This window comes from Fictibacillus enclensis, assembly GCF_030123385.1.
Taxonomy (GTDB): Bacteria; Bacillota; Bacilli; order Bacillales; family Fictibacillaceae; genus Fictibacillus_C; species Fictibacillus_C enclensis.
Genome location: NZ_CP126109.1, coordinates 4,821,861 through 4,834,603 on the forward strand (window position 1 = coordinate 4,821,861; position 12,743 = coordinate 4,834,603).

The following is a 12,743-nucleotide window of genomic DNA, read 5'->3' on the forward strand; positions in this document are numbered from 1 at the left end:
TCTTATTTCCCCCTCTTTTCATGATATCGCTGTATGCAGTTCCGCAAAATTTCTGCGTTGTCTTCTACTTTTGTCGGATTGGCCGCTGCCCATCCCCCGGTTTCAGAGGAAGAATTGTATTTTATTTTATCACTTGCACGAAGCGGAGGATAAAATTCAATGTGGAACCGGTAAAAATCGTTATAGTCATCCTTCCTGTCTGAAGGCCGCTGATGCATGACCATCATATACGGAAATAGTTTATCGTAAATCAAATCCATGCCGCCAACGAGTTCCTGAAGCATATCGCCAAGTTCCATTTTTTCCTCTTCGGAAAACTCGGTGATGGCTGTTTTTTCATCTTTGCTGACAATATAGGCGCCATAGGGATAGTCTGTAAAAAACGGAATGAACGCGATAAAATGCTCGGTTTCCAATATCACCCGCTCACCAAACCTTTTTTCCTCTGCTACCATATCGTCAAACATGTTGCGGTTGTTCTCTTCGAAATACTCTTTGCAGGCATTGAGTTCTGTTTTTACTTTTAACGGGACAAATGGATAAGCATACACCTGACCATGTGGATGAGGCATGGTTACTCCGACTTCCTCTCCCCGGTTTTCAAAAATCATGACATATTCGTGGTTCGGATCTTGCTCAAGCTGTACGAACGTATCCGTCCACAGGTCCATCAGCTTCTTCATATGCTCCCGTGAAAGATCCGGGATGGTATCGTAGTGGCCGGGTGAATACAGAACCACTTCACATTTCCCATGCGCTTCTCTTGTTTGATACAGGCTTCCACCAACTGCATCCGGCTGCGGTGGATTCGGTGACAGCACCGGGAAGTCATTATGATATAAATGAACATCATAGTGATCAGGAACTTTTCCGGAACCCGGGCAAAACGGACAAAAGTCCTTCGGCATGTGCGGGCGGTTCTGCCTGCTTGCCGCTACCATCGTCCAGTCTTTTAATAAAGGATTATAACGTAACTCAGCCATTGTATTTCCTCCTAGAGTGTATTTATTAAGTGTTGTAAAAAATATCACACGTCTATTGAACTTTGTTAAATTAAATTATTAAGTTGATACCAGATTACCACAAGTGAAAAGGTTTGCATACCCAGAGACACCATTTTTACAATAAAAAACCGGGAGAGCTTCCCGGTTTTTCAGCCTTCGATGTAATTGGAGATTTCAATCAGGTTCTCATCCGGATCACGAATATATACAGAAGTAATCGGTCCCTCGGCCCCCGTTCTTTCCACCGGTCCTTCGAGCAGCGATACTTCATGATTTTCCAGGTGTTTTATCACATGGTTTAAAGGGATATCCGTGATAAAACACAAATCCGCAGAGCCTGGCAAGGGCGTTCCAGCTTTTGGTTCGAATTCCCGGCCCGCTTGATGAAGATTGATTTTTTGGATCCCGAACGTAAGCGCTTTTCTTCCCTGTCGAAAAGTCTCTACCTTCATGCCTAACACTCTGGAATAAAATTCACAGGTCTTTTCTATATCCTTTACCGTCAAAACCAAGTGGTCCAGCCGCCGAATTTCCAAACTCAGTCCTCCAATCCATTGAATGATCTGTTAAGTAAATTTTATCAAACCCATCTCTTTCTATCCATAATGATAAAAAGAAGGTATACTATATGTTAATTAATTAAATTAACTTGAGGTGTCATAGCCATGCAACGTGGTACGTTTCAATTCATGAAATCGTTGAATCGAAGTATTATTTTAAATCGAATCCGTTTGGAGGGCCCGATCTCCCGGGCGCAGATTGCCAAGGATACAAAGCTGACGCCCCCAACTGTCAGTTCTATTGTAAAAGAACTGATCGATTCGGGTCTTATAAAGGAAGGCATTCAGGGAGAGTCACAGGGCGGCCGAAAGCCGACCATGCTGGTCATCAATGAAAAAAGCTTTTATGTCATTGGGCTCGACGCAGGGCCAAAAGATATTAAAACCATACTGACTGATTTAAATGGCGGCGTCCACCATTTTAGTGAAAAAGCCCTTTCGCTACCTGTTACGGCAGATGAGCTATTAAAAATGATGAAATCAGAAATACAGGGGCTTTTGGATCAGTACAAAGAGGAAGAAGATAAAATCATCGGCATTGGTGTGGCCATGCACGGTGTTGTGGATGTCGACCGGGGAATATCGCTCTATGCCCCGAATCTCCATTTAAGAAATATTCCTATAAAAGATGAACTGGAAACAACCTTTAACCTTCCTGTAAAGGTGGAAAATGATGCAAAAGCGATTGCTCTGGGTGAAGTTTGGTTCGGCAGCGGAAGCGGCGCAGCCAGTGTAGTTGCCGTAAATGTCGGCAGCGGAATTGGGGCAGGAATCGTCATAAATGGACAATTGTTTCACGGGGAACATTTTATTGCTGGAGAAATTGGTCACATGACGATTGATATTGGCGGAAAACAGTGCAGCTGCGGAAATTATGGCTGTTTGCAGACGCTGGCTGCAGGCCCCGCGATTGCCGAAAAAGCCAAAAAAGAAGTGGCCATCGGAAAAGAAAGCCGGTTAACTGAACTATCGGGTGGAAATCTGGAAAATATCAGCGGCCGCCTGATTCACAAAGCTGCTATGGAGGGAGATCAACTGAGCAGGGACATTTTGCACTCTGCAGGGATTTACCTCGGCATCGGCTTAATCAACCTGATCCACCTGCTAAATCCCGAACGGATTATTATTGGCGGAGGTGTAGCCAATGCCGGTGAAATTCTATTGGACGCGGTAAAAGAAACGATTGCAAAGATGGCGTTGACAGAACGGGCAAAGCAAACCGATATCCGGCTCTCCGGGCTCGGAAATAAAGCCACCGCTATTGGCGCGGTTTCCCTCCTGCTTTCTGAGCTTTTCTCCATACAGTAAGTCGAAAAGATGCCCGTTTCCGGCCAGGTAACGGGCTTTTGCGCGTAAACCCGGTGTACTAGCCAGGGCCTGCCCTTCATATGCTTGTATGGAAACGGAGGGGTGGACAGCATGGATTTGTTAACAAGTGCCGTTGTTGGATTGATTGGTATTTTGGTCCTTACCGGACTGATTGGTTACGCCCAGACAGGGTATAGACTGAAAAATTGGATCAGAGAGCTTCAGGAGCTTGAAACCCAGACTGCAATGCAGCCGCGTTCCCGCTGGATCCAGCGTGTATGCTCGGATTATCGCCAATATCATTTGTCTGGTGTATTGTCCCTGAATACACAAGCTTTAATTGAAAAACATCTCTTTCAGGAGCGCATTCCCTTGGTCGGATTGATGCGTGTTCCTGTGGGCAATATTCAAAAAGTGATGCAGCAGCTTCCGGCTTTTACCATCATACTCGGGGTGCTGGGTACTTTTATCGGCCTCACCCTTTCCCTTCTTTCCATGCAGGATACACTGTTCCGACTTGGAAATGCCGCCAGCGGGCCGACCATGACCATGAATTCGATCATTTCCTCGTTAACTGCTCCGTTTGAAGGTATGAGCGTTGCTTTTATTACGAGTATCGCAGGGATCGGCGGAGCTCTGATTCTCAATATTCTTCAAACCGGTTTCCTCTCCCGCGGCTCTTCCCTTACGTACCTTCAAGGAAAAGTCATGTCGGACTGTGAGGTTTACCTTGATCATGCCTTCAACAGCCTTTTATTGCAGGAAAAGCCCCAGGATTCAGCTGAACGTCTGCTCGACCGACTTGCAGTGAAAATCGAAGAAAGCTTCCAGCGAAGTGTGGGTGAATTCGGCAGCTCGATGACCGAATTTACAGCCGGGCTGAAAACGGCCATGGAGGATGTAAAAGGCATTCTGCATGCGCAGCGGCTGCACAGCGAGTCGTTTGCCGCTTCCACCGGCACACTCGAGCAATTCGGGAATCAGCTTCAAAAAACCACCGAAAAACAGGACAGCATGCATAAAGCGGTGGATCAAAGCATCAGTGTCCTGACTTCACAGATCAAAGCAATTGAACAGCAGTTCCAAAAAGGAGCCGAACGCCAAAATGCCGGGCAGCAAAAATTCGAGCAGCTGATCCAGCGGTCGGATAAAATGCTTGTCGAATCCCAGCGACGTTCGGAGGAGTTTGCCGGCAACCTCACCCGGGTGATGCAGGAGCAGCTTCAGCATTATGTCAGCCAGCATGAAAACCTGGAAAACCGGCTGGGCCAGAAACAGGAAGAATGGTACTATCGCTATTCTGAAAAGCAAGGGGAATACGGCAGGGCCGCCGCCGATTTTGCCTCTTCCGTACAGCAGTTTGAAAAAGGATTCTATAATGCGGTTGAGCATATCAAGCGGGATTTTGTGGAACAAATCCGCCACGTACTGGAAAGGGAAAGGCAGCTCAGCCAGCAATCCCAGCCTCAGCGCAATGATGACATGCGGGAGCTTGCCCGGACACTGGAGAACCTTTTTCATGGACTGTCGCGTGACTTCACCAGCAGCAACCGGACGCTTGGGGACATGTACCAGCTGCTTCAGCGAATGTACCAGACAGCCGTGGACAATCAGACGGTCTATGATAACCGGGAACATGAGGCAAGGCTCATCAGCTCGCACGAACCAAGAAGGCGGTGATGAATCATGCGTGCCCGTAAAGATGTGTTTGCCGAACAGCACCAGGAAGAAATCTATTGGCCCAGCTTTACCGATATGATGGCCATGATGGTGCTCATCATGATTTTCATCGCCATTCTTGCGTACGTTCAGAGCATTTATAATGCGTATGACCAATCACAGATCAAACAGGAGCTTCACCAGGTGGCCGATGTGAAAAAGCACATTTCGGACCTGATCGAAAAACAGCTTGAAAAAAATGTGGGGAAAGATAAAGTGGTTCGTGGGCCAAACAATACCATATCGGTCGAGGGCAATATTCTGTTTGATACGGGAAGCGCAGAAGTCAGCGATAAGGGGAAGAAGGTTCTTAACCCCCTGGCTGATGCGCTCGCGGAGATTATCGATGAAAAAGACATGAGTAAATATCTTTATATTATTCTGGTAGAAGGCCATACCGATTCCGTTCCGTATGACAACTGGTCCCTCTCTACAGAACGGGCGGTCGCCGTCGTAAAATACCTGGCAAAAGACAATCCGAAACTCTCACGCCTTCCCTATGCCCAGTATCTCGCTGCCACCGGATACAGCGAATACAAGCCGATCGCCAAGGGAAGCTCACCTGCTGCTCTGCAAAAAAACCGCCGGATCTCGTTTCAGATCATTTTGGATGATAACAAATGGCAAAACAAACTCAAGGACATTGTGAATCAGCAGTAAAAAAAACGAAAGGCACTCCCGCCTTTCGTTTTTTGCACATTCAGCCTCCGATTCGCTTGATCATCCGCTCAAGCCACGAGATATAGCTTTTTTCCCGTTCCAGCGCCCGGCTAAGAACGAGATAATGTCCGAAATCCGGAGAAGAAAAAGAGACTGGCTCTTCTTTTCCTTCAAACTCCTGAAATCGTTCCTCCAGAAACGCCACCGTTTGTTTCCTTTTTTCCATCTGGTCTTCAAACAGCTGTTTGGCTTCTTCCGGTGACATGGAAGAAACAAAGTATGCCTTCAGCATGAATTCGTCTTTTTGCGTCTCGGGAATCGGACTGTATTGGTTCATCCACTCATGCAGTTCCGTCTTACCAAGTTCTGTAATGGAATACACTTTCTTTTCCAGCTTGGTCCCCTGAATGACGATTTGATATTTGACAAATCCCTCTTCTGCCAGCTTTTTCAATTCAGGATATATCTGGCTGTGTTTTGCGCTCCAAAAATGTCCGATCTCTTCTTTAAACTTACTGGTAATGTCATACCCGCTTAACTGGCCTTTATCCAATAAACCCAATATGGCGTATTTTAGTACTCTCATATTAGCCTCCACTCAAATGATTGACACTATTATACCATAGCGTTATATTAAATATGTAAATAGTTACATGTTCAATAAAACATAATATAGGAGGGTTTTTTTTAGATAAATTTATCGGAAGTCATATGATCTACACCTATGAAAACGGGTGGGAATATGAAATGTATATTAAAAACGAAAATACGATCGACTACCGTATTCATAGCGGGATGGTTGGCGGCCGCTGGGTCAGAAATCAGGAAGTCAACATCGTTAAATTAACAGAGGATGTCTACAAGGTGTCATGGACTGAGCCGACAGGTACAGATGTATCGCTGAACTTTATGCCAAAAGAAAAACGTATGCATGGTGTCATCTTCTTTCCAAAATGGGTTCATGAACATCCAGAGATTACGGTCTGCTACCAAAACGATCACATTGACCTTATGCATGAGTCCCGTGAGAATTATGAAACCTATCCAAAATATGTGGTTCCTGAATTTGCGGATATCACATTTATTGAAAATGCCGGCGTAAACAATGAAAACGTGGTAGCCCAAGCTCCATACGAAGGAATGACTGACGACATTCGTGCCGGAAAACTTAAAATGCTGAAATAAAAAAACGAAGGGTGCTATCCCTTCGTTTTTTCAGTATCCAATATAAGCTGATAAAAATGGACATCCTGCCACCGATCAAATTTGTGCCCTACTTCCTTCAAACAGCCAACAAATTCAAAGCCGAAACGTTTGTGCAGGCGAACGCTTGATTCGTTCCCTCCTGTAATCCCCCCGATTACCGTATGGTAACCAAGATTGCGGGCCCTTTGAAGAATTTCCTTCATTAATTCTTTCCCAATGCCCTGGCCCCGAAATTCTGATGAGATATACAGAGACACTTCTGTCGTACGGGCATAGGCTTCTTTATCCCTGAAAGGGCTGAGAGAGCCATAGCCGGCAACCTTTCCGTCCACTTTGGCAACGATCAGCGGGAAAGCACCCCCGTATTTTTCAAACCATTTTTTTCGTTGCTCCAATGTTTGCTCCTCCAGATCAAAGGTAGCCGTCAATGTCCGGATGGCTTCATTATAAATATCCAACAACGCGGGTAAATCGCGAAGAAGGGCATCCCGAATATGTACCATGGTGTATCCTCCTGTTTAGAATCAAATCTTTCGCATCTCTATTACTTTATCAAAATTTACTTTCTCCAGACAAAACAAAAAAGCGAAGGGAAATGATACCACCCCTCGCATGCGTTATGATTTGCTTACTTGTGATGAAACCAAAAAGGCCTCCAGAATATATCGCTTTGGCGCTGCACCAATGTAATCAAACGGGTAGCAGGTGCTGACCGTCAAAACCGCACGCGGCTTCGGCACAATGATCGTCCGGTCGTCTTTATCAACAATCCTTACCTTTTTTACTTTATAGGTAAAGGTGCCGGCGGACGTTGTCACTTCCAGCGTATCTCCTTTTCCGACCCTTCCCAGGCTTCGGAATACCGTGTCACGGTGTCCTGACAGAACAGAATTATCTTTTTCCCCGGGGAGAACACTTCCCTTATAATGTCCGACTCCCTTGGCCAGTTCATCCTCGTTTGTTCCATGGTAAATGGGGAGCCTGGCTTCGAGCTTTGGTATATAAAGAGTGCCCATCTTCTCTCCGATTTCAGGTCTCTTTTTATACAGCGGTTCTTCCTTGGCAGGGACCGGTTCATTCTTCGTCACCTTGGCCGTTTCCTTGCCCCTGTCAGCTTCCTTTTTATGCTGGGCATATGCTTTGGGCTCTACCTTTTCACCAGCAAAATATCCTCTGGAATACTCCATGAGATATTTCGAAAAGATGCCGACACCCAGTATAATGACAATGATTGAAAAAGAAAGAAGAAGCCCTTTTTTCCGGCGTCTTCTTTCCATTTGATTTCTCTCGGTCATTTATGACATCCTTGCTCTGCGGTATAGAAATAATCCGGCTCCAATAATGGCCAATCCTGCCAGCGCGCCATCCAGGTTGTTGGAATCCGTTTTTGGCAATTTTCCGCCATTTACGGTGCGCGGCGTTTTTTGACTTGGTGCTTTAACCGGCTTCTGCGGGGCAGAAGCCACTGCTTTTTCTACCGTTTTTGATACCTGACCTACTGTCCCGGCACTGCCCTTGGCAATATCAGACGTGATTTTCATATCTGCCAAAAGGTTGCCTTTTAAGTCATAAAGCTCGATTAAAAGGTAATCTCCCTCCAACACGGTCATCTGCATAAGTTCCGCTGCAGTCACAGCTGTTTTCTTGTTCCCATCAACAATATAAAACTTAGCTTTCATTTGAAAGATGGACAGCAGATCTTCAAATGCCTGTCCAACCTGCTGAATCTGTGCCTTTGTCGGATGATCCGAATCTATGGCAGCCATACGGTCCATAATGGCCATCAATTGTTTTTCAGTTTCCGGGTTATTGAGATCCTTTTCAAGGGAAAGCAGATGGTTCATCAAGTTATCGATCTCTTCTGGTGTCAGGTCAATCTCCGCCAAAGCGCCCTGCATTTCCTGTTCGATGGCTGCAAGATCTTCTTCGCTTGGCATCTCATCTGAATCGGCAGAATCGTCATACATTAGACTGGAGACAGCAAAATCAAGATCATCTACATAAACGTAATCCTCAATTTGTTCCCCATTCTTTGCCAACAGATCTTTAAACTGTTGTTCGTTCAAATCATATTGGCTGTAGATTTCATCAAGGTTGCTGTTGTCGCTTTTGATCACAGGCCCTAAGAAATTTTTTAGTTCATCAACTGTGTTAAAGTCCGACAGGCTGCTGTCAGCATAATCGGAAAGGTAGTTTTCATAGTCTTCTTTGCTAATTTCATAGCCGCGTTCCTTGCTGATTTCTGCTAGATAGGCCGTAAGATCCGTATCCTTTACCGCCGCAAATGCATTTGCAGGCAAAAAGTAAAAGGTTAAGAGAACAGCCAGCAAGCTCAATAAAATCTTCTTCATTTGTTCCTCCTGAATATGTTTTAGTTTCCTAATCCTAGTATAAATTATTACGATTTTATTACATGGTTCTTTAGACCTATTTAATAGGTAAATAATAGGGAATTGAGCCAGGAAGAAACCAGAAAGAAACAAAAAAAAGCCGCCTCATAAGGAAGCGGGGACAAAAAGATATATAAAAAAGGGGGGTACTTCTATCATTCCCGAAATCTCGCTTTTTATCCCTGATTTGAAAAAAAGTTTTATAGTTTTTTATGTCTCCAAATCCATCAAACCGGGTATGACTAGTAAGACAGGAAATGGATAGAAAGGAGAATGTTCATTGCGTTATTTTATCAATATGAATAGAGAGTTTAAAGATGAATTCGGCAGAGTCTTTACCTTCGATCCCATCCAATGCAGGGAAAAGGAAGATGAAATCGAATTAATGAATGAGCTGGATACCAAGGATATCGGCAAGCCTTATATCTTTCCCAAAAATTCGGTTGCGGAAATTACCAAGGATGAGTATGACCTGCTCGTTTCAGCTATACGGTCAGGAGTGGAAGGCGCCGACACCCGCGAGGAAATCCTGGCCAAATATTCAAGAGACTGACCGCTTGCAAGAGCGGTTTTTCTTTTTCCTCACATCGGACTATTGCGGAGTACAGCACAAGTATGGCAAACACGGTTTTCAATCTCTAAAAATAGTTCTTAGTTCACGTTTACGTAAACGTCAATTGATGTTACCATTGCACTTGCATCATTAAATCATGCAAGGAGATGTTAGTATGTGTGGTATTGCAGGCTGGATTAACTGGTCAGAAGATATTTCTCGACAACAATCCATTTTGCGGGATATGACGGGAGCGATTGAACATCGCGGACCTGATGCAGATGGTTTTTGGTTTTCACCTCGTGCCGTTTTTGGCCATCGCCGCCTGATCGTTATCGATCCAAAAGGCGGACTGCAGCCGATGCTTCATGAGCAAGGCGATCAAACACTCGCGTTAACCTATAATGGTGAGATTTACAATTTTCTAGAGTTGAAAAAGGAACTGGAGGGACGCGGACATTCGTTCCGCACCCAATCCGATACAGAAGTTCTCCTTCATTCTTATATGGAGTGGGGAGAAGAGTGTGTGGATCATCTGAATGGTATTTTTGCATTTGCCATCTGGGATGAAAAAAGACAGAAGCTGTTTTTGGGCAGGGATCACCTTGGTGTGAAGCCTCTCTTTTATGCCCAAAGAGGAAATTCCATTATTTTTGGTTCCGAGCTGAAAGTGCTCCTCGCCCACCCGGACATTCAGCCGGAGGTCGATAAACAGGGGCTTGCAGAAGTGTTTGCCCTCGGACCTATGCGAACACCCGGAGTTGGTGTCTTTAAAGATGTAAAAGAAGTGCGTGCCGGTCACAGCATCACGTTTACAAGCAATCAAACCAAAGTGCGTCAATATTGGAAACTTGAGAGCAAAGAGCATACCGATACTGTAGAAGAAACCGCTGAAAAAATTCAGGCCTTGCTTAAAGATACGGTAAACCGTCAGTTGATTGCAGATCTTCCGCTTGTTTCCATGCTTTCGGGCGGACTGGATTCCAGCGGTCTGACCGCATTGGCAGGAAAGGACTATAAAGAGGCAGGAAAAATTCTTCACACCTATTCCATCGACTTTGCCAACAGCGCAGAGCACTTCCAAACGGATCTGCTTCACCTGGGACTTGATGAACCATGGGTTAAGCGTGTTTCTGAGCATGTGGGAACTGAACACCATTCCACCGTTCTAGGCGCCAATGATCTGCTGGATAACTTTTTGAAGCCGATGTATGCAAGGGATCTCCCTGGACTTGGTGAAATGGAGACGTCTCTCTACTTATTGTTCAGAGAGATGAAAAAGGATGCAACCGTCGCTTTATCCGGAGAATCCGCTGATGAGGTCTTCAGTGGATATCCCTGGTTCCACCAGGACGAATTCCTGAATGGCACCACGTTCCCTTGGCGCCAGAGCAGAGGCTATTTCTCCAACATTCTTTCGGAAGAAGCCACTCGTTCCATTCAGCCGGAGGCTTATGCAAACCGCCGTTATCAGGAGGCGCTGGCCGAGGTTCCGGCACTGAAGGGTGAAAGTGAAATTGGCGCCAAACAGCGCCGGATGTCATACCAGTTTATCACCCGCTTCCTGCCGTTCATGCTCGACCGTAAAGACCGCATGAGCATGGCCGTCGGTTTTGAAGTTCGGGTGCCATTCTGCGACTACCGTTTAGTGGAATACCTTTGGAACGTTCCATGGGAAGTCAAAAGCGTGGATAACATCGAGAAGGGAATTCTTCGCCGTGCGTTAAAAGGCTACCTTCCGGATGATGTAAGAAACCGTCGGAAGAGTGCGTATCCAACCGCACAGGATCCTGTTTACTTCGGAGGAATCAAGAACTGGCTGCTGGACATCGTAAATGACAGCAATGCGCCGGTTAATTCCCTGGTTGATGCTTCAAAAATCAAAGCGATTGCAGAAGGTAAAACAGGAATCAGTGAAGGACAGGCCACCAAGCTGATGGAATATTTGATTCATGTCAACACATGGCTGAAAGACTATCACATCAAGCTTGTATAAATGAAAAAGCACGCCCTTATCCGGGCGTGCTTTTTTAACATTTATTGATCAGACTTTTCAGTATCTGTACCTGTTTCTTTTGTTTCGCTGTCAGTGCTTGTCTGGTCAGCCTTCTTCTCGTCATCTACCTTCTGTTCTGTTCCTGTGCTGGAATCCTGTTTTTCGGTGTCGCTGTTGCTGTTACAAGCTGTCATTAACATAATCGCCAAAAGAGAAGCCCCAATTTTCATTAAAAAGCTTTTGTTCATCCCATCGTTCTCCCTTCGATCAGTTCAGATTGGAACCGCCACGCTACACCTGATCATCAGCGGTTCTATCCCTACTATATCAAGAAAAAACAAGGTATAAACCCGATTTACCAATACCTTACACAGGCTTTACAGTAGGTTAAAGTTATTGATACGCGCTTAAAAAAAGACGACAAAAAAGGCCGTAAACCGCTGTTTACTGGCCCTCTCTTCACTTTATTTTCCCACTGCAAAAGTAATTTCAGCATCCATGGCAAGTTCTCCGTCAATCGTAGCTGTCACTTTGCCTTTGCCGATTCCTCTGCGGATTTGAAGCAGCTCCACTTCCATTAAAAGTGTGTCTCCCGGTCTTACCTGACGCTTCCATCGTACTTTATCTGCACCGGCAAACATGGCAATCTTACCTTTGTATTCTTCCATGGAGAGAAGAGCCACCGCGCCTGTTTGCGCACATGCTTCCAATGTCATAACGCCCGGAAAGATATTATAGTCGGGAAAGTGACCATTAAAGACTTCTTCATTGGCAGTGATGTTCTTCTTACCGACTGCACGTTTTCCCGGCTCCAGTTCTTCAATCGTATCCAGCAATAAAAACGGATAGCGGTGGGGAATAATTTCTTTAATTTGTTCAATGTTTAATTTCATGGAAATGACTCCTTTACCTCTAATTACGTAGTTAGCTTTCTATGTGTCTCTGCACATTATACATGATTGAAAAAGGTTAATCCAATGGCTCAAAAAAAGAGGGTTTATAGCCCCCTCTTTCTATCTGTGATTCATTACTTTTTTTGATTAATCAAATCGGAAATATGCATCCATGTTTCCTTCTTGAAGACATCTCCAGCTTTCCCGTCGCCTACCACGGAATAGCCGATGATTGCTCCAGCCATAAGGCAAACTACCATTAAAACAGCAATAACAATCAAGCGAAGCCAAATCGGGAAGCGCCGTCTTCTTGACTTTACGGTTTCCGTCTCTTGCTTCTCGCTTTCTTGAGGATTCGGTTTCTTTGTCTTTACCGCTTCCTTCTGTCTGGATTCTTCTATTTTATTTTTACGGTACTCTTCCCTGCTGAGTTCGTTAGCCATCTTTTCATCAC

General features: G+C 45.2%; 15 protein-coding genes. 6 read left to right on the top strand and 9 right to left on the bottom strand.

Translation table 11 applies throughout. The annotated features are described in order from the left end of the window. Positions 1-2 precede the first annotated feature (2 nt). Positions 3-983 (bottom strand): galactose-1-phosphate uridylyltransferase, encoded by a 981-nt coding sequence (gene galT / locus QNH15_RS24800; RefSeq protein ID WP_283891393.1) that lies wholly within the window; start codon positions 981-983, stop codon positions 3-5. Between the two features lie 170 nt (positions 984-1,153). Further along, the gene (locus QNH15_RS24805; RefSeq protein ID WP_061973651.1) at positions 1,154-1,540 is read right to left on the bottom strand and encodes a VOC family protein; all 387 of its coding nucleotides are present in this window, start codon (positions 1,538-1,540) and stop codon (positions 1,154-1,156) included. A gap of 129 nt (positions 1,541-1,669) precedes the next feature. Between QNH15_RS24805 and QNH15_RS24810 the strand changes: the two genes are divergently transcribed. From QNH15_RS24810 to QNH15_RS24820, 3 genes are all read left to right on the top strand, one after another. Continuing rightward, on the top strand, positions 1,670-2,872 hold the full coding sequence (locus QNH15_RS24810) for an ROK family transcriptional regulator (protein WP_283891395.1): 1,203 nt from the start codon (positions 1,670-1,672) through the stop codon (positions 2,870-2,872). Positions 2,873-2,983: 111 nt separating this feature from the next. Then, positions 2,984-4,552: a hypothetical protein gene (locus QNH15_RS24815; RefSeq protein WP_283891397.1), complete on the top strand. Its 1,569-nt coding sequence runs from the start codon at positions 2,984-2,986 to the stop codon at positions 4,550-4,552. Positions 4,553-4,558: 6 nt separating this feature from the next. Then, positions 4,559-5,251 (top strand): OmpA/MotB family protein, encoded by a 693-nt coding sequence (locus QNH15_RS24820; RefSeq protein WP_283891398.1) that lies wholly within the window; start codon positions 4,559-4,561, stop codon positions 5,249-5,251. A 40-nt stretch (positions 5,252-5,291) separates the two neighbouring features. Here QNH15_RS24820 and QNH15_RS24825 read toward each other — a convergent pair whose 3' ends face one another. Further along, a complete protein-coding gene (locus QNH15_RS24825; RefSeq protein ID WP_283891399.1) occupies positions 5,292-5,837 on the bottom strand; it encodes a PadR family transcriptional regulator in 546 nt (181 codons plus the stop codon). A gap of 86 nt (positions 5,838-5,923) precedes the next feature. Between QNH15_RS24825 and padC the strand changes: the two genes are divergently transcribed. Next, entirely contained in the window at positions 5,924-6,436 is a 513-nt protein-coding gene (gene padC / locus QNH15_RS24830; protein WP_283895755.1) for a phenolic acid decarboxylase, read from the top strand. 14 nt (positions 6,437-6,450) lie between these two features. On the opposite strand, the gene QNH15_RS24835 is transcribed toward padC, so the two are convergent. The 3 genes from QNH15_RS24835 to QNH15_RS24845 all read right to left on the bottom strand — a co-directional run bounded on the left by QNH15_RS24835 (position 6,451) and on the right by QNH15_RS24845 (position 8,808). Then, positions 6,451-6,960, bottom strand: coding sequence for a GNAT family N-acetyltransferase (locus QNH15_RS24835; RefSeq protein ID WP_283891400.1), 510 nt, complete (start codon positions 6,958-6,960; stop codon positions 6,451-6,453). Positions 6,961-7,074: 114 nt separating this feature from the next. Further along, the gene (locus tag QNH15_RS24840) at positions 7,075-7,752 is read right to left on the bottom strand and encodes a class D sortase (protein WP_283891402.1); all 678 of its coding nucleotides are present in this window, start codon (positions 7,750-7,752) and stop codon (positions 7,075-7,077) included. After that, entirely contained in the window at positions 7,753-8,808 is a 1,056-nt protein-coding gene (locus QNH15_RS24845) for a processed acidic surface protein (protein ID WP_283891404.1), read from the bottom strand. 319 nt (positions 8,809-9,127) lie between these two features. Between QNH15_RS24845 and QNH15_RS24850 the strand changes: the two genes are divergently transcribed. Together QNH15_RS24850 and asnB are read left to right on the top strand one after the other, a co-directional pair. Continuing rightward, complete coding sequence (locus tag QNH15_RS24850; protein ID WP_061973637.1) at positions 9,128-9,400, top strand: hypothetical protein; 273 nt, start codon at positions 9,128-9,130, stop codon at positions 9,398-9,400. 175 nt (positions 9,401-9,575) lie between these two features. After that, the gene (gene asnB, locus QNH15_RS24855; RefSeq protein ID WP_283891406.1) at positions 9,576-11,396 is read left to right on the top strand and encodes an asparagine synthase (glutamine-hydrolyzing); all 1,821 of its coding nucleotides are present in this window, start codon (positions 9,576-9,578) and stop codon (positions 11,394-11,396) included. 41 nt (positions 11,397-11,437) lie between these two features. Here asnB and QNH15_RS24860 read toward each other — a convergent pair whose 3' ends face one another. From QNH15_RS24860 to QNH15_RS24870, 3 genes are all read right to left on the bottom strand, one after another. After that, the gene (locus QNH15_RS24860; RefSeq protein ID WP_283891408.1) at positions 11,438-11,644 is read right to left on the bottom strand and encodes a hypothetical protein; all 207 of its coding nucleotides are present in this window, start codon (positions 11,642-11,644) and stop codon (positions 11,438-11,440) included. A 216-nt stretch (positions 11,645-11,860) separates the two neighbouring features. After that, positions 11,861-12,289, bottom strand: a complete 429-nt coding sequence (gene fabZ, locus QNH15_RS24865) for a 3-hydroxyacyl-ACP dehydratase FabZ (protein ID WP_283891410.1) — start codon at positions 12,287-12,289, stop codon at positions 11,861-11,863. A gap of 134 nt (positions 12,290-12,423) precedes the next feature. Next, the gene (locus QNH15_RS24870; RefSeq protein ID WP_283891412.1) at positions 12,424-12,732 is read right to left on the bottom strand and encodes a DNA-directed RNA polymerase subunit beta; all 309 of its coding nucleotides are present in this window, start codon (positions 12,730-12,732) and stop codon (positions 12,424-12,426) included. Positions 12,733-12,743 lie beyond the last annotated feature (11 nt).